This window comes from Allostreptomyces psammosilenae, assembly GCF_013407765.1.
GTDB classification, from domain to species: Bacteria; Actinomycetota; Actinomycetes; order Streptomycetales; family Streptomycetaceae; genus Allostreptomyces; species Allostreptomyces psammosilenae.
Map to the genome: position 1 here is coordinate 3,522,131 of NZ_JACBZD010000001.1, position 20,396 is coordinate 3,542,526.

The 20,396-nt window shown below is 76.2% G+C and carries 17 protein-coding genes; 14 read left to right on the forward strand and 3 right to left on the reverse strand.

Translation table 11 applies throughout. The annotated features are described in order from the left end of the window. Positions 1-84 precede the first annotated feature (84 nt). Entirely contained in the window at positions 85-831 is a 747-nt protein-coding gene (locus FHU37_RS14600; RefSeq protein WP_179814606.1) for an MOSC domain-containing protein, read from the reverse strand. A gap of 140 nt (positions 832-971) precedes the next feature. Here FHU37_RS14600 and FHU37_RS14605 point away from each other — a divergent pair, with 140 nt between their 5' ends. After that, positions 972-2,015, forward strand: a complete 1,044-nt coding sequence (locus tag FHU37_RS14605; RefSeq protein WP_179814607.1) for a LysR family transcriptional regulator — start codon at positions 972-974, stop codon at positions 2,013-2,015. Positions 2,016-2,096: 81 nt separating this feature from the next. Here the strand turns inward: FHU37_RS14605 and FHU37_RS14610 are convergent, their stop codons facing one another. Beyond that, on the reverse strand, positions 2,097-2,411 hold the full coding sequence (locus FHU37_RS14610; protein WP_179814608.1) for a WhiB family transcriptional regulator: 315 nt from the start codon (positions 2,409-2,411) through the stop codon (positions 2,097-2,099). Between the two features lie 468 nt (positions 2,412-2,879). Here FHU37_RS14610 and FHU37_RS14615 point away from each other — a divergent pair, with 468 nt between their 5' ends. The 10 genes from FHU37_RS14615 (at position 2,880) to FHU37_RS14660 (ending at position 14,414) form a co-directional block, all read left to right on the forward strand. Further along, positions 2,880-3,491 carry a response regulator transcription factor gene (locus FHU37_RS14615; RefSeq protein ID WP_179814609.1) on the forward strand — a complete coding sequence of 204 codons (612 nt, stop codon included), beginning with the start codon at positions 2,880-2,882 and terminating at the stop codon, positions 3,489-3,491. Between the two features lie 294 nt (positions 3,492-3,785). Then, complete coding sequence (gene shbA, locus FHU37_RS14620) at positions 3,786-4,370, forward strand: RNA polymerase sigma factor ShbA (RefSeq protein ID WP_281394654.1); 585 nt, start codon at positions 3,786-3,788, stop codon at positions 4,368-4,370. A gap of 240 nt (positions 4,371-4,610) precedes the next feature. Beyond that, positions 4,611-6,110 (forward strand): IMP dehydrogenase, encoded by a 1,500-nt coding sequence (gene guaB, locus FHU37_RS14625; protein ID WP_179814611.1) that lies wholly within the window; start codon positions 4,611-4,613, stop codon positions 6,108-6,110. 149 nt (positions 6,111-6,259) lie between these two features. Then, complete coding sequence (locus FHU37_RS14630) at positions 6,260-7,387, forward strand: GuaB3 family IMP dehydrogenase-related protein (RefSeq protein WP_179814612.1); 1,128 nt, start codon at positions 6,260-6,262, stop codon at positions 7,385-7,387. Positions 7,388-7,727: 340 nt separating this feature from the next. Beyond that, positions 7,728-8,258, forward strand: coding sequence for a hypothetical protein (locus FHU37_RS14635; RefSeq protein ID WP_179814613.1), 531 nt, complete (start codon positions 7,728-7,730; stop codon positions 8,256-8,258). 87 nt (positions 8,259-8,345) lie between these two features. Beyond that, a complete protein-coding gene (locus FHU37_RS14640; RefSeq protein ID WP_179814614.1) occupies positions 8,346-9,023 on the forward strand; it encodes a sigma-70 family RNA polymerase sigma factor in 678 nt (225 codons plus the stop codon). After that, entirely contained in the window at positions 9,020-9,559 is a 540-nt protein-coding gene (locus tag FHU37_RS14645; RefSeq protein ID WP_179814615.1) for a hypothetical protein, read from the forward strand. The genes FHU37_RS14640 and FHU37_RS14645 overlap by 4 nt, the downstream gene beginning before the upstream one ends. 177 nt (positions 9,560-9,736) lie before the next feature. Continuing rightward, positions 9,737-11,434, forward strand: a complete 1,698-nt coding sequence (locus FHU37_RS14650; protein ID WP_179814616.1) for a glycerol-3-phosphate dehydrogenase/oxidase — start codon at positions 9,737-9,739, stop codon at positions 11,432-11,434. 181 nt (positions 11,435-11,615) lie between these two features. Then, positions 11,616-13,085 (forward strand): serine/threonine-protein kinase, encoded by a 1,470-nt coding sequence (locus FHU37_RS29540; RefSeq protein WP_376773944.1) that lies wholly within the window; start codon positions 11,616-11,618, stop codon positions 13,083-13,085. Positions 13,086-13,256: 171 nt separating this feature from the next. Then, entirely contained in the window at positions 13,257-14,414 is a 1,158-nt protein-coding gene (locus FHU37_RS14660; protein WP_179814617.1) for a protein kinase family protein, read from the forward strand. Positions 14,415-14,631: 217 nt separating this feature from the next. Here FHU37_RS14660 and FHU37_RS14665 read toward each other — a convergent pair whose 3' ends face one another. Further along, positions 14,632-14,982 (reverse strand): winged helix-turn-helix transcriptional regulator, encoded by a 351-nt coding sequence (locus FHU37_RS14665; RefSeq protein WP_179814618.1) that lies wholly within the window; start codon positions 14,980-14,982, stop codon positions 14,632-14,634. Positions 14,983-15,030: 48 nt separating this feature from the next. On the opposite strand from FHU37_RS14665, the gene FHU37_RS14670 reads away from it, so the two are divergent. The 3 genes from FHU37_RS14670 to FHU37_RS14680 all read left to right on the forward strand — a co-directional run bounded on the left by FHU37_RS14670 (position 15,031) and on the right by FHU37_RS14680 (position 20,040). After that, the gene (locus tag FHU37_RS14670; protein ID WP_179814619.1) at positions 15,031-15,918 is read left to right on the forward strand and encodes an NAD(P)-dependent oxidoreductase; all 888 of its coding nucleotides are present in this window, start codon (positions 15,031-15,033) and stop codon (positions 15,916-15,918) included. 516 nt (positions 15,919-16,434) lie between these two features. Next, complete coding sequence (locus FHU37_RS14675) at positions 16,435-18,069, forward strand: serine/threonine-protein kinase (RefSeq protein WP_179814620.1); 1,635 nt, start codon at positions 16,435-16,437, stop codon at positions 18,067-18,069. A 558-nt stretch (positions 18,070-18,627) separates the two neighbouring features. Beyond that, positions 18,628-20,040 carry a dihydrolipoyl dehydrogenase family protein gene (locus FHU37_RS14680; RefSeq protein ID WP_312892608.1) on the forward strand — a complete coding sequence of 471 codons (1,413 nt, stop codon included), beginning with the start codon at positions 18,628-18,630 and terminating at the stop codon, positions 20,038-20,040. The last annotated feature ends 356 nt before the right edge of the window (positions 20,041-20,396 follow it).

Sequence of the window (20,396 nt, forward strand, 5' to 3'; positions counted from 1 at the left end):
CCGCTGAGGGGGCCGAACGGCCCGGGGCCCGGTACCACCGAGAGGTGGTGCCGGGCCCCGGGCCGTTTCTGTTGCGCCCGGCGTTCAGGCGGTGGGTTCGCCCACGACCTCCACGTCGTCCAGCTCCATCGGGAGGCGCTTGCGGGCCTTCTCCTTCAGGCGTTCCGGGAGGGCGTCGGCCACCAGCAGGCGCGGCAGCAGGTCACTCTCCGTGGTGAACGCCCGGAACACCAGGGCGACCGTCACGTCGTGGTCCGGACGGTGCGCGATCCGGACGGCATCCCCGGCGCGCACCTCCCCCGGCCGCAGCACCCGCAGGTAGGCGCCGGGCAGCACCGCCTGGGTGAACCGCCTGACCCAGCCCCGCACGCCCATCTTGTCGGCGAAGGTGCGGCACGGGATGCGCGCCCCGCACACCTCCAGCAGCAGCTCGTCCCCGATCTGCCAGCGCTCGCCGATCCGCGCGCCGTTGACGTCCACGCCGGTGGTGGTGAGGTTCTCCCCGAAGGAACCGCCGGGCAGCTCGCGGCCGAGCTCCTCCGCCCAGCCGTCCAGGTCCTCGCGGGCGTAGGCGTAGACGGCCTGGTCGTCGCCGCCGTGGTGGCGCAGGTCGCCGATGGCGTCGCCGACCAGCCCGGAGCCGCCGGTGCCCCTCGGGCCCGGGGCGGCGACCCGGACCGGGCCGTCCACCGGGCGCTTGTCGATGCCGGTGACGCCGACGGCGGCGTGCTCGGTCGCCCGGGCCTGACCGACGTTGACGCTGAACACCCGCCCGGTCGGGGCGGCGTCGGCGTGTGGGGGCCGCGGGGCGGCGCTGGGGGAAGCGTTCATGGGCCGAGGATAGGCAGCCGGCGCCCCGATCGGGCAGCGGATATCGGCGGGGGCGGGACGACGCCGGCGGGGACGACGCGGGTGGGGCCGCCGGGGCGGGTGGGCGCCCGGGGCCGGCGGCACCGCCTAGGCTCGGACGCGTGCTCGACATCCGCCATCTGCGTGTGCTCCAGGCCGTGGCCCGGACCGGATCGTTCTCCGGCGCCGCCCGCGAGCTGAACCTCACCCAGCCCGCCGTCAGCCAGCAGATCAGGGCGTTGGAGAAGGCGGTCGACACCCCGGTGGTGGTGCGCGCCGGCCGGCGGATGGACCTCACCGAGGCCGGGGCGGTGCTGGTGCGGCACGCCGTGACCATCCTGGACGGGCTGGCCGCGGCGGAGGAGGAGGTGGCCGCGCTGGCCGGGCTGCGCTCCGGGCGGGTGCGGCTGGCGGCCTTCCCCAGCGCCAGCTCCACGCTGGTGCCGCCGGCCGTCGCCGCCGTCCGCGCGGCCCACCCGGGGGTGCGGCTGTCGCTGGTGGAGGCGGAGCCGCCGGAGTCGGTGGAGATGCTGCGGGAGGGCGACTGCGAGGTGGCGCTTGCCTTCCGCTACCCCGGCGCCGAGTACGGGGGAGCGGAGTACGGGGGAGCGGAGTACGCGGGAGCGGAATACGCCGCTCCGGGCCACCGGGACGCCGGCCACCCGGGCACCGGGCCGGAGCCGGCCGGGCGCCGGGCCGGCGGATCCGGCTGGGACGGGCTGACCGAGGTGCCGCTGCTCACCGACCGCCTGGTCGGGCTGCTGCCGTCGGCGCACCCGCTGCTGGCGGCGACCCGCGGCGAGCGGCCGGTGCGGCTGGCGGAGCTGGCCGAGGAGCCGTGGATCGCGGGCTGCCCGCAGTGCCGCGGCAACCTGGTGGAGGAGTGCGCGCGGCAGGGGTTCGCGCCGCGGATCGAGTTCGCCACGGACGACTCCCCGGCGGTGGTCGGCCTGGTCGCGGCCGGGCTGGGGGTGGCGGTGCTGCCCGCGCTGGCGCTGGGCGCGGTGCGCGGGGCGGGGGTGGAGGTGGTCGAGCTCGGCCCGCCGCTGCGCCGCGAGGTGGTGGCGCTGACCGTGCCGGACCTGGCCCGGGTGCCGTCCGTGCGGGCGGCGCTGGACGAGCTGGTGCGCGCCGCGCGCACCCTGGTGTCGCCGGTGGCGCCCTAGCCGCGGAGCGCCTGGCGCACCCCGGGAGCAGAAACGATCCTGCGGATGGCGGAACGGTGATCGCGGCCGGCCGGCCGCCGCTCACCCGGGATTGCCCAGCTGCGGGCTGTACTGCTGCTGCCGGGCCCTGCCGAGGATCTGCTCGCGCTCCTCCTCCGTCATGCCGCCCCACACCCCGTACGGCTCGCGGACCGCCAGCGCGTGGGCGGCGCACTGCTCCCGGACGGGGCAGCGCATGCAGACCTCCTTGGCCGCCGCCTCGCGGGAGGTCCGGGCGGCCCCCCGCTCTCCCTCCGGATGGAAGAACAGCGCGCTGTCCACCCCACGGCAGGCGGCGGACAGCTGCCAGTCCCACAGGTCCGCGTTGGGACCGGGGAGTCGGGAGAAATCTGCCATGACTCTTCCTCGGGCTCGTCGAACTGGAGGCTGTTGTGATCGGTGTGCCGGGTGTTGCCACCTCGGGCGTCGCATGGCGAGGCTTCCGGGATGAAAGACCCGGATCGTATGGAGAGTACCCAAGCAGATGAAAATATGAATCATTCGGGCATAAAGAACCTCGCGATGGAGGAGTGGCGCCCCCGCGGACCCCGCTGAGCTGCGTGAAGACCCGCCACCGCGGCAGGCCGTCGGCGACGCGCCGCCGAGTGTCGACGCCGTACGACTGTCCTGTGATTGATCCATCACGTAGGGTGTTTAGTAGAGGCGCCGACGTCCGTAACTCTTTTGAGTGACGCTCGTTGAGAGGGCGGAGACGGTCGACAGGGTGGGCTCGGAAACGGGCACCACTCCGCACGGGCCGTGTCGGTGACGATTCGTATCAGCCTGGAGGCTCAACGTGACGCCGATCTGCTGCGGAGGGCTGTCATGACTTCCGTTCTCGTCTGTGACGACTCCCCACTCGCCCGCGAGGCACTGCGCCGCGCCGTGGCGACCGTCCCCGGGGTGGAGCGGGTGACCACCGCCAGCAACGGCGAGGAGGTGCTGCGCCGCTGGGGCGCCGACCGCTCCGACCTGGTGCTGATGGACGTGCGCATGCCCGGCCTCGGCGGCGTGGAGACGGTGCGCCGCCTGCTCTCCGCCGACCCCGGCGCGCGGATCATCATGCTGACCGTCGCCGAGGACCTCGACGGCGTCGCGCTGGCCGTCGCCGCCGGCGCCCGCGGCTACCTGCACAAGGACGCCTCCCGCGCCGAGCTGCGGGCCACCGTCACCCAGGCCCTCGCCGACCCGACCTGGCGGCTCGCCCCGCGGCGGCTGCGCTCCAGCGAGATGGGCGCCGCCCCCACGCTGACCGCCCGGGAGATCCAGGTCCTGGAGGGCATGAGCCACGGCCGCAGCAACGCCGAGATCGGCCGCGAGCTGTTCCTGTCCGAGGACACCGTCAAGACCCACGCCCGCCGCCTGTTCAAGAAGCTCGGCGCCTCCGACCGCGCCCACGCCGTGGCCCTCGGCTTCCGCTGGGGACTGGTGCGCTGAGCGACGTGGCCGCCCGGCCCCGTGCCGCAGGCCGCCGACGGAACTCCCCCTCCGCCCCCGTCGTGCCCGGCGACCCCCGCCGGGCACCGCGGGAGCGCCCCGGACGGCCGCGCGGGGCCGAAAACTCCGCGCAGGCCGCACCATGGGGGTATGGACGAACTCGGGGAGTTCCGTACGGGCGGTCGGATACGGCACGAACCGGCCCGGACGGCACAGACACCGCCAGATAACGTTCCGATGCAGAAGTCGGGGCCGCCTTCCTCGCCCGCGCCCACTTCGATGCACCATGGACCGATGCGCGACGAGGAAGAGTCCAGTACGCGTCGGACGCGCGAGCTCGTGCTGCGGGCCGCCCGCGGTGACGAGCGGGCCACCGACGACCTGCTCGCCGAGGTGCACCCCCTGGTCCTGCGGTACTGCCGCTCCCGGCTCGCCCGCCTGCCCGGCGGCGCCCGCCACTTCGTGGACGACGTCGCGCAGGAGGTCTGCCTCGCCGTCCTGTGCGCCCTGCCGCGCTACCGCGACGAGGGCCGCCCGTTCGAGGCGTTCGTCTACGGCATCGCCGCCCACAAGGTCGCCGACCTCCAGCGGGCCGCCATGCGCGGCCCCACCAGCACCGCCCTGCCAGCCGACGACCTGACCGAGAAACCCGACGACGCCCTCGGCCCCGAGGAGCAGGCGCTGCTCAGCAGCGAGGCCGAGTGGGCCAAGGGCCTGCTCGCCTCGCTCCCCGCCCACCAGCGCGAGCTCGTCCTGCTCCGGGTCGCCGTCGGACTCTCCGCCGAGGAGACCGGCCGGGTGCTCGGCATGTCCCCCGGGGCCGTCCGGGTCGCCCAGCACCGCGCCCTCAACCGCCTGCGCGCCCTCGCCGCCAGCTAGCCACGTGGCCGCGTCCGGCCAGGTGGGGTGGCCGCCGCGGCGCCGCCCCGACGCCGAGTGAGCGTGCTCACCACCGGCCCGCCCCGGGCGCTCGCTCGTCCGGAGCAACCGGTGGGGCTCGGTAGCATGGAATCCCGGCCGTGCTCCCTGGCCCCACACACCACGGCTGCGGCATCCGGGCGCGCCGGGGTTCGGCCCCCCACCGGGCCCGCCCCCGAAAACCCGAAGCGAGAAGGTGTCATGTCTTTGAACGCCGCCGGCGTACCCGAGAAGTTCGCGATGCTCGGTCTGACCTACGACGACGTCCTGCTCCTGCCGGGGGCGTCCGAGGTGCTGCCGAACGCCGTGGACACCAGCTCCCGGGTCTCCCGCAACATCCGGGTGAACATCCCGCTGCTCTCCGCCGCCATGGACAAGGTGACCGAGGCGCGGATGGCCATCGCCATGGCCCGCCAGGGCGGCGTCGGCGTGCTGCACCGCAACCTCTCCATCGAGGACCAGGCCAACCAGGTCGACCTGGTGAAACGCTCCGAGTCCGGCATGGTCACCGACCCGATCACCGTCCGCCCGGACGCCACCCTCGCCGACGCCGACGAGCTGTGCGCCCGCTTCCGGATCAGCGGCGTCCCGGTCACCGACGACTCCGGCCGCCTGGTGGGCATCGTCACCAACCGCGACATGGCCTTCGAGTCCGACCGCTCCCGCCAGGTGCGCGAGGTCATGACGCCGATGCCGCTGGTCACCGGCAAGGTCGGCATCTCCGGCGCCGACGCCATGGCCCTGCTGCGCCGCCACAAGATCGAGAAGCTCCCGCTGGTCGACGACGACGGCCGGCTGCGCGGCCTGATCACCGTCAAGGACTTCGTCAAGGCCGAGCAGTACCCCAACGCCGCCAAGGACTCCGAGGGCCGGCTGCTCGTCGGCGCGGCCGTCGGCGCCGGCGGGGACGCGGTCGAGCGCGCCCAGGCCCTGATGGCCGCCGGCGTCGACTTCCTCATCGTCGACACCTCCCACGGCCACAACCGCAACGTGCTGGACATGGTCGCCAAGATCAAGGCCAACGCGAACGTCGACGTGATCGGCGGCAACGTCGCCACCCGCGACGGCGCCAAGGCCCTGATCGACGCCGGCGCCGACGGCGTCAAGGTCGGTGTCGGCCCCGGCTCCATCTGCACCACCCGGGTGGTGGCCGGCGTCGGCGTGCCGCAGGTCACCGCCATCTACGAGGCCGCCCAGGCCGCCGCCGACGCCGGCGTCCCGGTCATCGGCGACGGCGGGCTGCAGTACTCCGGCGACATCGGCAAGGCGCTCGCCGCCGGCGCCGACACCGTGATGCTCGGCAGCCTCCTCGCCGGCTGCGAGGAGAGCCCCGGCGAGCTGCTCTTCATCAACGGCAAGCAGTTCAAGTCCTACCGCGGCATGGGCTCGCTCGGCGCCATGCAGTCCCGCGGGCAGGGCCGCTCCTACTCCAAGGACCGCTACTTCCAGGCCGAGGTCGCCTCCGACGACAAGCTCGTCCCCGAGGGCATCGAGGGCCAGGTGCCCTACCGCGGCCCGCTCGCCGCCGTCGTCCACCAGCTCGTCGGCGGCCTGCGGCAGACCATGGGCTACGTGGGCGCCGCCACCGTCGCCGACATGAAGGACGCCCGCTTCGTCCGGATCACCGCGGCCGGCCTCAAGGAGAGCCACCCGCACGACGTCCAGATGACCGTCGAGGCCCCCAACTACCACGGGCGCTGAGAACCGCCCCGCCGCCCCGCCCCCTCGCCCCGGCCCACCGGGGCCCGGGGGCCAGGGGCCAGAATGAAGGGCACCGCTCACACGCGTCACGTGCGGTGCCCTTCGGCACGTCCAGCACCCATGTCGCACAGCAGTAAGGAAGGCACGCCGTGACCGAGATCGAGATCGGACGGGGCAAGCGAGGCCGCCGCGCCTACGCGTTCGACGACATCGCCGTCGTCCCCAGCCGCCGCACCCGGGACCCGAAGGAGGTGTCGATCGCCTGGCAGATCGACGCCTACCGCTTCGAACTCCCGTTCCTCGCCGCCCCCATGGACAGCGTGGTCTCCCCCGAGACCGCCATCCACATCGGCAAGCTCGGCGGCCTCGGCGTGCTCAACCTGGAGGGCCTGTGGACCCGCCACGAGGACCCGCGGCCGCTGCTGGAGGAGATCGTCGAACTCCCCGACGGCGAGCGCGCCACCAAGCGCCTCCAGGAGATCTACGCCGAGCCGATCAAGGAGGAGCTGATCACCCGGCGGATCAAGGAGGTCCGTGACGCCGGGGTGGTCACCGCCGCCGCACTCTCCCCGCAGCGCACCGCCGAGTTCTCCCGCACCGTCGTCGACGCCGGCGTGGACATCTTCGTCATCCGCGGCACCACCGTCTCCGCCGAGCACGTCTCCGGCCGCGCCGAGCCGCTCAACCTCAAGCAGTTCATCTACGAACTCGACGTGCCGGTGATCGTCGGCGGCTGCGCCACCTACACCGCCGCCCTGCACCTGATGCGCACCGGCGCCGCCGGCGTGCTCGTCGGCTTCGGCGGCGGCGCCGCCCACACCACCCGCAGCGTCCTCGGCATCCAGGTGCCGATGGCCACCGCCGTCGCCGACGTCGCCGCCGCGCGCCGCGACTACATGGACGAGTCCGGCGGCCGCTACGTGCACGTGATCGCCGACGGCGGCGTCGGCTACAGCGGCGACCTGCCCAAGGCCATCGCCTGCGGCGCCGACGCGGTGATGATGGGCAGCCCGCTGGCCCGCGCCACCGACGCCCCCGGCCGCGGCCGGCACTGGGGCGCGGAGGCCGTGCACGAGGAGCTGCCCCGCGGCAAGCGGATGAACCTCGGCGTCGTCGGCACCCTGGAGGAGATCCTGCTCGGCCCCTCCTCCCGCCCCGACGGCACCATGAACCTGTTCGGCGCGCTGCGCCGGGCCATGGCCACCACGGGCTACTCCGAGCTGAAGGAGTTCCAGCGGGTCGAGGTCACCGTCGCCCCCTCCGCCGGCCACCGCTGAGCCCGCCGAGCCCGCCGCACCGGCCCCGGACCACCGGGCCGGCCGCACCACCGGGCACGGACACCGCGCCGGCCCGCTCCCGAGCAGGGGAGCGGGCCGGCGCGGCGCCGTTCCGGGCGCCCCGCCGCCGGCGACCGCCCACCCCACCGATGTGACCGGTGTCACGCCGCGATCGGCCAGAAGCGGTGGCCGAGCGACAACCCGGCCCGGGGACGCACGTCTGTCAGGTTGGAAGCACCTCCCGGTGGAGCGGTGGCGAGGGCGCCGTCCGGACGCCGCCCGACCGCGCCGACGCCCGCCCCGGGAGGCCCGACGGACGAGCCCCGCGAGGAGCCCACACATGGCCGCACACCGCATGCCCAGCCACCGGCGAGCCCGCCGCCAGCGCACCCTGAAGCTGGGTGCCGCCTCCGCGATCGCCCTGGTCGTGGGCGGCGCCGTCATGGCCAACTCCGCCCTGGCCGACGACTCCCGGCCCGCCGCGACCCGGGCGGCCACCAGCGAGGACGCCGCCACGCCGGTGCCCGTCCCGCAGCACGAGGAAGCCGCCGCCGCCGAGGAGGACGCCCGCCACGAGGCCGCGCGGGCCGAGCAGCAGGCCGCCGTTCCGGTGCCGGTGCCGGTGCCCGCCGAGGCCGAGTGGTACGGGGCGGAGGAGCACGCGCAGGAGGCGGAGGCGGCCGTTCCGGTGCCGGTGCCGGTGCCCGCCGAGGCCGAGTGGTACGAGGCGGAGGAGCACGCGCAGGCGGAGGCGGCGGCCGTTCCGGTGCCGGTGCCGGTGCCCGCCGAGGCCGAGTGGTACGAGGCGGAGGAGCGCGCGCAGGCGGAGGCGGCGGCGGCCGTCCCCGCGCCGGTGCCGGCCACACGCTGATCCCACGGCCGCGGGGCATCGCCGGCGCCCGCACCGGCGGTGCCCCCGGCGCCGACCACCACACCACGGGGAAGCCACGGGGAACGGATGAGCGACGCAGGCGTCCTGCCGACGACGGTGCCACGCGACCTGCGAGGGTGGTGGACCCGACTGCTGCGACGGGTGCACCGCGCCCCGCCGGCCCCCCTCCCGCCGGCCTACCCCGGCGCGGGCCCGCGCCGCACGCCACCGCCGCAGGCCGCCACGGGAGCCCGGCCCGACGGCGGAGCCGCCCCCCGGCCCACCATCACGGACCTCTACCACGCCCACCGGCTGGACATGGTGCGCCTGGCCGTCCTGCTGGTCGACGACCTGCACACGGCCGAGGACGTCGTCCAGGACGCCTTCATGGCCGTGTACCGCCGTCACGGGAGCTCGCTGACGGACCTCAACGACGCCGCGGCGTACCTGCACACCAGCGTGGTCAACGCCGCCCGCTCCGTGCTGCGCCGACGGCGGACCGCCCGGGGCTACAGCCCTCCCCGGGAGGCCTCCGCCGCCCCCAGCGACGAGCAGGTGCTGCTCAGGGAGGAACACCGGGAGGTCCTCGCCGCCCTGCGGCTGCTGACCCGGCGGCAGCGCGAGGTGCTCGTCCTGCGCTACTGGTCGGACCTGTCGGAACTCCAGATCGCCGACACCCTGGGGGTCTCCCGGGGCTCGGTGAAATCCACCGCCAGCCGCGCCCTCGACGCGCTGGAGAAGAGACTGCGGGAGGCAGGGCGATGAGGCGACGGCCCGGTGGCGGCGGCCCGCCCGAACGGCGGGCGCTCGACCGACAGGCGCTCGAGGCGCTGCTGCGCGAGTCGCTGGCGGCCCGCGCCGGACGGATCGGCGCGGCCGATCTCCGGCCGGCGGCGCCGCCCGGCGGGAGCCGCCCGCGCCCCGCCCCGCCCGGCCTCCCCGGCGCGCTGGGCGCCCTCCGCGTGCCCCGGTGGGGCCGGACCGCCTGGGCCCTGGCCGGCGTCGCCGTCGCCGTGCTCTGCCTGGCGCTGTGGATGGTCCGGCCGGCGGTCGAACCCGCCCGTCCGGCCGGGCCGCCCGCCCCGCCGTCCGTGCCCGCGCCCGCCCCCGCGCCGAGCGCCGTCCCCTCGCCCGTCCCCTCCGGCCACCCGGCCGAGGACGAGCGCTGGCGGGCGGAGGAGGAGGCACAGCAGGCCGAGGGGGCACAGCAGGCCGAGGGGACACAGCAGGCCGAGGGGACACAGCAGGCCGAGGGGGAGCTCCCCGTGCCGGCGCGGCCCGAGGCCCGGCCGAACCCGTAACCGGTCATCTCATCGGGGCCGAAACGGGCAGCGCGCCCGATACTGGGTAGTGATCGCGTGTAGATCGTCCTCAAGAGCGTGCGGTACCGCGTTCGGTGGCGGCCACCGGTCCCTGCCGGGACACCGGAAGCCGGGCCCGCGCGCCCCGCACCGGTCGGGAAAGGCGGAGCAGACGTCGTGAAGACCGCAACCATGGGGCCCGCTGAGCGCGCCGCCGCGATCGCCCGGATGGCGGAGGCCGAACTCGACCTGCTGGTCATCGGCGGAGGCGTCGTCGGCACCGGAACCGCCCTGGACGCCGCCACCCGCGGCCTGACCACCGGGCTCGTGGAGGCCAGGGACTGGGCCGCCGGCACCTCCAGCCGCTCCAGCAAGCTCATCCACGGCGGCCTGCGCTACCTGGAGATGCTCGACTTCGCCCTGGTGCGCGAGGCCCTGCGGGAGCGCGGGCTGCTCACCCAGCGCCTCGCGCCGCACCTGGTCAAGCCGGTGCCCTTCCTCTACCCGCTGGCCCACCGCGGCTGGGAGCGGTTCTACGTCGGCTCCGGCGTCGTGCTGTACGACACCATGGGCGTCTCCGCCGGGCACTCCCGCGGACTCCCGCACCACCGGCACCTCACCCGCCGCCAGGCGCTGCGCGCCGCGCCGGCGCTGCGCAAGGACGCCCTGGTCGGCGCCGTCCAGTACTGGGACGCGCAGGTCGACGACGCCCGCTTCGTCACCGCCCTGGCCCGCACCGCCGCCTCCTACGGCGCCCTGGTGGCGAACCGGGCGCGGGTGGTGGGCTTCCTGCGCGAGGGCGAACGCGTCGTCGGCGCCCGGGTGCACGACCTCGAACTCGGCGGCGAGTTCGAGATCCGGGCCAAGCAGGTGGTCAACGCCACCGGGGTGTGGACCGACGAGACCCAGTCCATGGTCGGCGAGCGCGGCCAGTTCCACGTCCGCGCCTCCAAGGGCATCCACCTGGTGGTGCCCCGGGACCGCATCCACTCCTCCACCGGCCTGATCCTGCGCACCGAGAAGAGCGTGCTCTTCGTCATCCCGTGGGGCCGGCACTGGATCATCGGCACCACCGACACCGACTGGGACCTCGACAAGGAGCACCCGGCCGCCTCCAGCGCCGACATCGGCTACCTGCTGGACCACGTCAACTCCGTGCTGGCCACCCCCCTCACCCGGGAGGACGTGCAGGGCGTCTACGCGGGCCTGCGGCCGCTGCTCGCCGGCGAGTCCGACGCCACCAGCCAGCTGTCCCGGGAGCACACCGTGGCCCACCCGGTGCCCGGCCTGGTCGTGGTGGCCGGCGGCAAGTACACCACCTACCGGGTGATGGCCAAGGACGCCGTGGACGCCGCCGTGCACGGACTCGACTACAAGGTCGCGGAGTCCTGCACGGAGACCGTGCCGCTGGTCGGCGCCGAGGGCTACCGCGCGCTGTGGAACGCCCGCGCCCGCATAGCCCACCGCACCGGCCTGCACGTCGCCCGCGTGGAGCACCTGCTCAACCGGCACGGCAGGCTCCTGGAGGAGATCCTCGACCTGATCGCCGCCGACCCCAAGCTGGCCGAGCCGATCGGCGGGGCCGACGACTACCTGCGCGCGGAGGCCGTCTACGCCGCCTCCCACGAGGGCGCCCGGCACCTGGAGGACGTGCTCACCCGGCGCACCAGGATCTCCATCGAGACCTTCGACCGGGGGACCCGCTGCGCCCGGGAGGTGGCCGAGCTGATGGCGCCGGTCCTCGGCTGGGACGACGACCAGATCGAACGCGAGGTCGACCACTACCTCAAGCGGGTGGAGGCGGAACGGGAGTCCCAGCAGCAGCCCGACGACCGCACCGCCGACGCGGCCCGGCTCGGCGCGCCGTCCATCTGAACCACCGGAGCCGCCGGCGCCCCGTCACCATAACCAGAACGTCCCGACTTGACGCCAAGTCGGGGGCGGGGCGCCCGTTCTGGTACGAAGCCGGGTCCGGAACAGGGGAAGATGGTGGCGCGCACACCCTCCCCGCGCCGCTCGCAGCCGAGTCGGACCATCGGACCAGAGGACAACACGCATGACCCTTGAGCAAGGGATCGACCACCGGCTCCTGGCCGGACGCTACCGCCTCGCCTCGGTACTCGGCCGGGGCGGGATGGGCACGGTGTGGCGGGCCGTCGACGAGATGCTCGGCCGGCACGTGGCCGTCAAGGAACTGCGCATCCCCGGCGGCGTCGACGAGGAGGAGGCCCGGCGCCTGCACACCCGCACCCTGCGCGAGGCCAAGGCCACCGCCCGGATCCGGCACGACGGCGCCGCCACCGTCTTCGACGTGGTCGAGGAGGACGGCCGCCCCTGGATCGTCATGGAGCTCATCGAGGGCCGCTCCCTCGCCGAGATCATCGACACCGAGGGCCCGCTCGACCACGAGCGCGCCGCCTACATCACCCTGCGCCTCCTCGGCGTGCTGCGCACCGCCCACCGGCAGGGCATCCTGCACCGCGACGTCAAACCGTCCAACGTGATCATCACGGCGGAGAACCGGGTCGTGCTCACCGACTTCGGCATCGCCACCGTCGAGGGCGACCCCTCGGTCACCTCCACCGGCATGATCGTCGGCGCCCCCTCCTACATCGCCCCCGAGCGCGCCCGGGGCCGCAAGCCCGGACCGGCCGCCGACCTGTGGTCCCTCGGCGGCACCCTCTACACCATGCTGGAGGGGCACCCCCCCTACGACCGCGGCTCGGCGATCGCCACCCTGACCGCGGTGCTCACCGAGCGCCCGCTCCCCGCGATGAACGCCGGCCCGCTCCGGCCGGTCATCGACGGCCTGCTGCGCAAGGACCCGCTGCAGCGCTGGGACCACGACATCGTCCGCCGCCGGCTCACCGCCGTCCTGGAGGACCTCGGCGCCGGCGAGCAGGCCGCCGCCACCGGGGACGCCGCGGCCGACGCCACCGCGGCCGGCGGTGCCGCGGCCGGTGCCGTCGCCGGAGCGGCCCCGGACGACACGGTCGCCGGCCTCGGCCGCACCGCCCCGGTCACCGCCGCGACCGCTCCGGCCGGCCCGGCCGGCTCTTCCGCCCTGGCCGGCCCGGCGCCCGTGCCGGCGCAGCGTCCGGCCCCGCCCGCCGGCGGCAACGCCCTCGGCGACACCGCGGCCGTCCCGGCGGTGCCGGCGGCTGCCGCGTCGCCGGCCCGCCCGGCCCGGGCACCCGAGCCCGGCCGGCACCCCGCCGGGCAGACCGCGCGCGCCACCGGCCCGCTGCCCCCCCAGAACCGGCGCCCCCTCCCCGGGCAGGGCTTCCCCGCCGCTCCGACGCCCTCCGCCGCCCCCGACCGCGCGCGCTGGGACGCGATCGCCGCGGACGACACCGGCGCCCTCGACGCGCTCGACGCCGACGGGCAGGACCGCCAGAACGGGCGGGACGGCCAGGACGGCGACCGCGACCCGGCCGCCGCCGCCAGCGTCAGGCGCCCACTGCTCGGCCGCATCCGATCCCGGCTCAGCCGGCACCGTCCGAGCTGGACCCACCGCAACCCCTGACCGGCGCGGCCGCCGCCACGGCCCGCCGCACGGCACCCGGACGCGGCGCCGCCGCCGGAACCGCGGCCCCGGACCACCGCGCCACCCCTCCGACCGCCCCCCCGCAACCCGCCCCGCAACCCCGTCCCGCCCACTCGCGTTTTCCGACCCGCACCAGAAGGAGGTGACAGCGTGCCACCCCGCACGCCCGGGCGCCCAGGCTCCCCCGACGGGCACCCCGGCACCGACCCGCGACTCCTCGCCGGCCGCTACCTCCTCCAACCCTCCCCGGACGACCCGCTGCCGCCCGGCGTCCACGCCGCCCTCGACACGCACAGCGGCACCGCCGTCCTCGCCGAGCGGATCACCCCGCCCGTGCCCGGCGGGAACGGCGGCCCGGTGCCCCGCCCGGCCGAACGCGCCGCCGCCCTGCGACACGCCGCCGACCGCGCCCGGGCCACCGCCGAGGCCCTGCCCGACCACCCCCGGCTGGTGCAGGTCTACCAGGTGGTGGTGGAACACGACCGGCTCTGGGTGATCACCGAGCGCCCGCCCGCCTGGCCGCTCAGCCGCATCCTCGCCGAGGCCGGCCAACTGAGCCCGGCCCGCGCCGTGGAGATCGCCGCCGACGTCGCCGACGCGCTCGACGCCGTCCACCGCGCCGGCCGCCCCCACCTCGCGCTCACCCCCGACACCGTGCTGATCTGCGAGGACGGCCGAGCCATGCTCACCGGCACGGTCAGCGGCGCCGCCCGCCGGGCCCTGGCCGGCCGGGCCCTCGACGGCGGCGGCCCGGCCGGCCGTCCGCTGGGAGCCGCCACCGACCTGCGCGACCTCGGCGTGCTGCTGCACCACTGCGCCGTGGGACACCCGCCCGCCGCGACGCCGACGCCCCTGCCGCCGCTCGCGGACGCCCTCGGACCGGTGCTGCGGCGGCTGCTCGCCACCGATCCGACCGCCCCGCCGGCCCGCGCCGCCGAGATCCGCGAAACCCTGCGCGACCTGGCCGCCCGCGCCACCGAGCCCAGGCCCGGGGTGCACCCCGGGCTGCCGGTGGCCGCGGCCACCGTGGACACCACGCTCGCCGCCCCGCCCCCGGCACACCACTCCAGCCGGCACCGCCGCCGCGGCGCGGGCGCGCCGGCGGTGGTCGAGGTCGCCGAGGCCGCGCCCGGGCGGGCCGCCGGCCGGGCCCCCGCGGAGCCGTCGACCGCCCCGGGCGGCCGCCGCCGCGGCCCCCGGTTCCTCGGCATGGCGCTGCTGGTGGTCGTGCTCCTGCTGATGGTGGCCGCCGTCGTGGTGATCGTCGTGCTCAATCCGGGCGCCGAAGCCGGCGGCGCCGCCGGCTGAACCCACCGGCCGCCGCTGAGCCCACCGCCGCCGGCTGCGCCCTCCGGCCCGCTGCGCCTGGCCGGGCCCCGGCCGCGCCCCCGGCGCCGCCCCGGGTAGCCACCTTTTTGTGGGTACTTGTCGGCGGGCGGCGGCCGGACGAGTCTGGTGACGGGTGGCCGGAGGGCCGCCGGATCCGGACCAGCCAGGCGATCAGGCGATCAGGGGTGATGATGGGTCAGGAGGCCGACCTGGCCTCGGCGAGCTTCTCCAGACGACGGTGGCCCCAGTCGGAGACGGGGCCCAGCGCCTCGGAGAGTTCCCGGCCGAACGGGGTCAGCGAGTACACCGTCTTCAGCGGAAGCACGTCGTGCACCTCCCGGTGCACCAGCCCGTCCGCCTCCATCTCGCGGAGCGCCTGAGTCAGCACCTTCTCGCTGAGCCCCGGAAGCCGCCGACGCAGCTCGCCGGGCCGCTGCGGACCGGACTCCAGCAGCCACAGCAGAGCGGTCTTCCACTTGCCGTCGATCACCGCGATCGCGGCCGTCACTCCGCACACATTCATGTCCTGGGCACGACTGCGTGTCATTTCCGTCCTATTCGCGACTTCTGTCAGTATTTCAGGGGGAGTTCACTCATGTCCTCGCACTCCGAACAGTCTGCCGTCACTGTGCTCGGTCTGGGACCGATGGGCCGCGCCCTGGCCGGGGCGTTCCTGAACGCCGGACTGCGCACCACGGTCTGGAACCGGACACCGGGCCGGGAGCGGGAACTGGTCGAGCGCGGCGCGATCGCCGCCACCTCCGCGGAGGAGGCGGTCGCCGCCAGCCCACTCACCGTGGTCTGCGTGGTGAACTACGACGCCTCGGACGCCGTCCTGCGGCGCGACGCCGTCACCGCCGCGCTCAAGGGGCGCACGGTGGTGAACCTGACCGCCGACACCCCGGACCGGGCCCGGGACACCGCGGCATGGGCGGCCGCGCACGGCGTCCACTACCTGGACGGCGCCATCATGACGCCGACCACCACCATCGGAACGCCGGCCGCGGTCCTCATCCACAGCGGCCCCGAGGAGCTCTACCAGGAGCACCGGCCGGTGCTGGACGCCCTGGGCGGCACCCACACCCACCTCGGCGAGGACATCGGCCGCGCCGCCGCCTACGACATCGCGCTGCTGGACATCTTCTGGACCGCGATGGCCGGATACGCCCACGCCCTCGCGGTCGCCAAGGCCGAGGGCATCAGCGCGCGGGAACTGGCCCCGTTCGCCAAGGGCATCGGCGCGATCCTGCCGCCGATCTTCGAGGAGACCGCGGAGGGGGTCGACAACGGCGACTACTCCGGCGACGACAACCCGATCACCTCGGCGGCCTCCTCCATGGCCCACATCATCCACACCTCCGAGGCCCACGGCATCGACGCCGGCGTGATGCGCGCGGCCGAGGGACTGGCCCGCCGCGTCATCGGGCTGGGCCACGGCACAGACGGGTTCCTCCGGGCCGCCGAGGTGCTCGGCCGCCGCTGAGTGCCGGCGCCGCTCGGGGGCCGTCCGCCGCTCGGGGGCCGTCCCCGGGGGGCGGGGACGGGGGAGGGGCACCGGCTCCGGCGCTCCTCCCCCCCGGCCGTCCGAGCGGGCCGGCACCGGGGCGCTGCCCGGCGGCCCGACTCCCCGCGCCTCGCTCCGGCCCCTTCCGGCCATGCCTCCGTGCGCCGACCCGTGCTCCCGTGTGCCCCCGGAGGACGTCCGGCGTCCGACGGGCCACTCGCGTCCCTCCCCGTCAGCGCCGGGCTCCGCGCCCGGTCCGCGCGGGCCACCAGCGGATATCCCTCCCGCCCCAGCCGTCACACCCTTCACGGCCGGGTCCACCCGTACGACGGGCGCCCGAACAGGTGAGAGCCCGTCGAGCCAGCGGAACGATACTTCGGGCGGCCCGCCCCGCCTCCCCACCGGAACCGAACCCCTCCGCGGCGCCTCCCGCCTCCAGCCACTCGTCTAGATTGGGGCACCACACGGCACAGCCGAGGGGAGGGGGTGCCCACCGTGCCCGCAGAGCCCGCCGCGGAGCCCACCGCCGAACGCACCGCGCAGGCCGCGCGGTCCACGGACGCCACGCGGCCCACCGACAGCACAGGACCCACCGAGTCCGCCCCGGCCGGCACCGCCGAGCCGACCACCGCCCCGGCCACCGCGCCCAGGACCGTGTACGGCAGCCCCGGCGAACTCGTCGCCGGCCGCTACCGGATCGGCCCCCGCCTCGGCAGCGGAAGCAGCGGGGTCGTGCACCGCGCCCACGACCGGCTCCTCGGCCGCGAGGTCGCCCTCAAGGAGTTACGCGCGCCCGGCAACCCGCCCGCCGACGAACTCGCCGCCCTGCACGCCCGGGTGCGCCAGGAGGTGCGGTGCGCCGCCCGGCTCTCCCACCCCGGCATCATCGCCGTCCACGACGTCGTCCAACACGGCGACCGCCCCTGGGTCGTCATGGAACTGATCGACGGCTTCAGCCTCGGCGACCTGCTGCGCGCCGGCGCCCTGCTCGACCCCGTCGAGGCCGCCCGCGTCGGGCTGGAACTCGTCGACGCGCTGCGCACCGCGCACCGTGCCGGCGTGCTGCACCGCGCCCTCACCCCCAGCAACGTGCTCCTCGGCCCCGGCGGGCGCGTCGTCCTCACCGACTTCGGCACCGCCCTGCTGCACGACACCGACCGACCGCCGCGCAGCGGGGAACTGTCCCCCGCGCCCGAGCACCTCGCCCCGGAACGCGTCCGGGGCCTGCACACCGGGCCGGAGGCCGACCTGTGGGCGCTCGGGGTGACCCTGTACCACGTGGTGGAGGGCGTCTCGCCGTTCCGCCGGTCGTCCTCGGTGGCCTCCATGCAGGCCGTGCTGACCGACGAACCGCCGACCCCGGTGCGGGCCGGCGCCCTGGGGCCGACGCTCACCGCCCTGCTCGCCAAGGAGCCGGCCGACCGGCTGAGCCTGGAGCAGGCGCTGGGCCGGCTCAGCGTGGTGGCCGAACCGCTGCTGCGGACCCACCTGTTCGCGCCGCCCACCGCCGCCGCGTCGCCGACCGAGCAGACCGGCGGGGCCGGTGCCGACGCGCCCACGACGACCCCGGCGGCGGGCCGCACCCCGGCGGCCCAGGACCCGCCGGGCGCCGCGGAGGCGCCGGGTGCGGCGGGAGGGTCCGCCGTACCCGGGACGCTCGGGACGCTCGGGGGGCGGGTGGCGCCCGGAGCCGCGCCGGCTGCGGCGGCGTCGGTGGCGGCCCCGGAGCCGGGGGCGGCGGCCGGGGCGGCTGTCCGCGCGGCCGGCGAGCGCCCCGACGCGGGCGGGGCGGACGAGCGCCGGAACGGTGCCGTGGTCGCCGAACCGGCCTGCGGCTTCGAAACGCGGCGGTCGCGGCGCGCGGAGCACTGGGGCAGCAACGTTTTCCCGGCGGTGGCGGCCCTGGCCGGCGCCGTGGCGGCCGGCGTGACCGCCTATGTGCTGCTCGCCGGCCGGGTCCCGCCGGTGGAGCCCCCCGCCGGCTCCCTACCGGTCGGGGAGGCCACCACCACGCCGCCCAGCCCCCGCGGCGCCTCCGCCGAGGGCGGCCCCAACCCCGCCGGGACGGACGCCACCCCGGACGGCACGCGCCACTGGGCCGACCCCGCGGCCGCCGTCAGCAGCGGCTGACCCGCCCCCCGTCCCCGGAGCCGCCGCCGTTCGAGGTCGTTGAAGGGCGCCCTCTCGCAGTCATCGAAGGCCGCGTCCTCGAAGTCATTGAAGGTTCACCGGAGTTATCCACAGGCCGAAAGAGGGACTCCCGACACGCCGGCCACTCATGACAGCGTAGAAATCGGGGGGCCCACCCGGCCTCCCCTAGCGGTGTTTGTGCGGAACCGTGCATATCAGCCCATCTCGTGCATGCGCCCTGCTGCTCGTGGCGCTCATCCCACCCCCATCGCCCGCCCCACCCATCGCCCCTCCCGACGGCCGTCCGGTGAACCGGCCGGCCGTCGGCCAACCCCCCTCCGGTACACGCCCGCCGATCACTCATCAGGACCCCGGGGCGTCGCGCGAGTACGGTGGGAGGACCAGTCCCGGCGCCCCGGCCGGCCCCCACCCGGCCCCACGGCGCGGCCCGCTCCGGCAGGGCGCGGCGGCGTCCCACCGCGGCACGGGCGGCCCGGGCCGGGCCCGGCGCGACCGCCGCCCGGCCGTTCCGCGGCGCCGCCACAGAAGGAGGACGCTGTGCCCCGACTCCCCACCGACCGTCCGGACGTCGTGGTCATCGGCATGGGCCCCGGTGGCGAGGCCGCCGCCGGCCGGCTCGCCGACGCCGGACTGGACGTCGTAGCCGTCGAAGCCGAACTCGTCGGTGGTGAGTGCCCCTACTGGGCCTGCATCCCCACCAAGGCCATGGTGCGCTCGGCCGAACTCGTCGCCGAGGGGCACCGCATCCCCGGCATGGCCGGAACCGCCATGGTGGAGCCGGACTGGCGCCCGGTGGCCCGGCGGGTCCGCGCCCTCACCGCCGACTGGGACGACACCGCGGCCGTGGAACGGTTCACCGCGCTGGGCGGGCGGCTGCTGCGCGGCCGGGGGCGCCTCACCGGCCCCGGGGAGGTTGCCGTGGAGGGCTCCGACGGCGACGGGCACCTGCTCCAGCCCACCACCGCCGTGGTGCTCGCCACCGGCACCAGCCCGGTCATCCCTGACATCCCGGGCCTGGCCGGCACGCCGTACTGGACCAACCGGGAGGCGGTGCGGGCCGGGGCGGCGCCGGATTCGCTGCTGGTGATCGGCGGCGGGCCGGTCGGCCTGGAGATCGCCCAGTCCTTCGCCCGCTTCGGCACGATCGTCACGGTGGTGGAGCACGGCGGCGGGCTGCTCGGCCGCGAGGAGCCGGAGTCGAGCGAACTGCTGCTGCGGGCGCTGACCGAGCAGGGCGTGGGCGTGTACCTGAACACCTCGGTGGTCGGCGTCGAGCACGGGGCGGACGGCTTCACGGTGCGCTGCGACCGCGGCGAGCGGCTGCGGGCCGAGCGGCTGCTGGTGGCCGTCGGCCGCCGCCCCGACCTGGAGGCGCTCGGTCTGGGGTCGGTGGGGGTGCCCACCACGGGGCGTTCGGTGCCGGTGGACGAGCGGCTGCGGGTGGTGCCGGCGTCCGGCGACCGTCCGGGCATCTGGGCGCTCGGCGACCTGACCGGGCACGGCCTGTTCACCCACGTGGCGGTGTACGAGGCGGACCTGGTCTGCCGGAGCATCCTCGGCAGCGGCGGCCCGCCGGCCGACTACCGCGCCATCCCCCGGGTCACCTTCACCGACCCGGAGATCGCCAGTGTGGGGAGGACGGAGGCGCAGGCCCGCGCCGCCGGCGTCCGGGTGGCGGTCGGCGGCACGGACCTCGCGGCGAGCGGGCGCGGCGCGGTGCACGGCCCGGGCACCGTCGGCCTGGTCAAGCTGGTGGCCGACGCCGACCGCGGGGTGCTGGTGGGGGCCACCATCGCCGGCCCGCAGGCGGGTGAGGCGATCGGGGCGCTCACCGTGGCCGTGCAGGCGGAGGTGCCGCTGCGGGCGCTGGAGACCACGGTGTGGGCGTTCCCCACCTTCCACCGCACGATCGGAACGGCGCTGGCCGAGGTGCTGCGGCAGCTGCCCTGAGGCCCGCTGGGCTGGGGCGCCGGGCCGGGGCGCCGGGCCGGAGCGGAGGGCCGGGGCGGTGGGCGGCCCGGGAGGTTCACCCGCGGGGGACGTGACCTGACGCACCGGGTGTCGTTGAAAGGGATACCGATGCCATCGGTGCGATGGGGCGCGGTGCCGCGGCCGCCTGGGACGGCCGCCGTGGCGCGCGCCGTGGGACGTCGCACCGGTGCCGTGGCCGGTTCGCAGGGGACAGCCTGCCGGCCACGACCGAAGAGGTGGCCGGTCCGCGGGGACGCCCGCGGGCCGGCCACCCTGGTGCCGCCGCCATGCGCTTGAGGCTCGGGGACCGCCGAAGCGCATGGCGCCGGTCCGCC

What these genes read in the sequence shown, in the direction of transcription:
- FHU37_RS14600 (WP_179814606.1), bottom strand. Translation starts at nt 831, where the DNA reads ATGAACGCTTCCCCCAGCGCCGCCCCGCGGCCCCCACACGCCGACGCC.
- guaB (WP_179814611.1), top strand. Translation starts at nt 4,611, where the DNA reads ATGTCTTTGAACGCCGCCGGCGTACCCGAGAAGTTCGCGATGCTCGGT.
- FHU37_RS14670 (WP_179814619.1), top strand. Translation starts at nt 15,031, where the DNA reads ATGTCCTCGCACTCCGAACAGTCTGCCGTCACTGTGCTCGGTCTGGGA.
- FHU37_RS14615 (WP_179814609.1), top strand. Translation starts at nt 2,880, where the DNA reads ATGACTTCCGTTCTCGTCTGTGACGACTCCCCACTCGCCCGCGAGGCA.
- FHU37_RS29540 (WP_376773944.1), top strand. Translation starts at nt 11,616, where the DNA reads ATGACCCTTGAGCAAGGGATCGACCACCGGCTCCTGGCCGGACGCTAC.
- FHU37_RS14640 (WP_179814614.1), top strand. Translation starts at nt 8,346, where the DNA reads ATGAGCGACGCAGGCGTCCTGCCGACGACGGTGCCACGCGACCTGCGA.
- FHU37_RS14645 (WP_179814615.1), top strand. Translation starts at nt 9,020, where the DNA reads ATGAGGCGACGGCCCGGTGGCGGCGGCCCGCCCGAACGGCGGGCGCTC.
- shbA (WP_281394654.1), top strand. Translation starts at nt 3,786, where the DNA reads ATGCGCGACGAGGAAGAGTCCAGTACGCGTCGGACGCGCGAGCTCGTG.
- FHU37_RS14610 (WP_179814608.1), bottom strand. Translation starts at nt 2,411, where the DNA reads ATGGCAGATTTCTCCCGACTCCCCGGTCCCAACGCGGACCTGTGGGAC.
- FHU37_RS14635 (WP_179814613.1), top strand. Translation starts at nt 7,728, where the DNA reads ATGGCCGCACACCGCATGCCCAGCCACCGGCGAGCCCGCCGCCAGCGC.
- FHU37_RS14665 (WP_179814618.1), bottom strand. Translation starts at nt 14,982, where the DNA reads ATGACACGCAGTCGTGCCCAGGACATGAATGTGTGCGGAGTGACGGCC.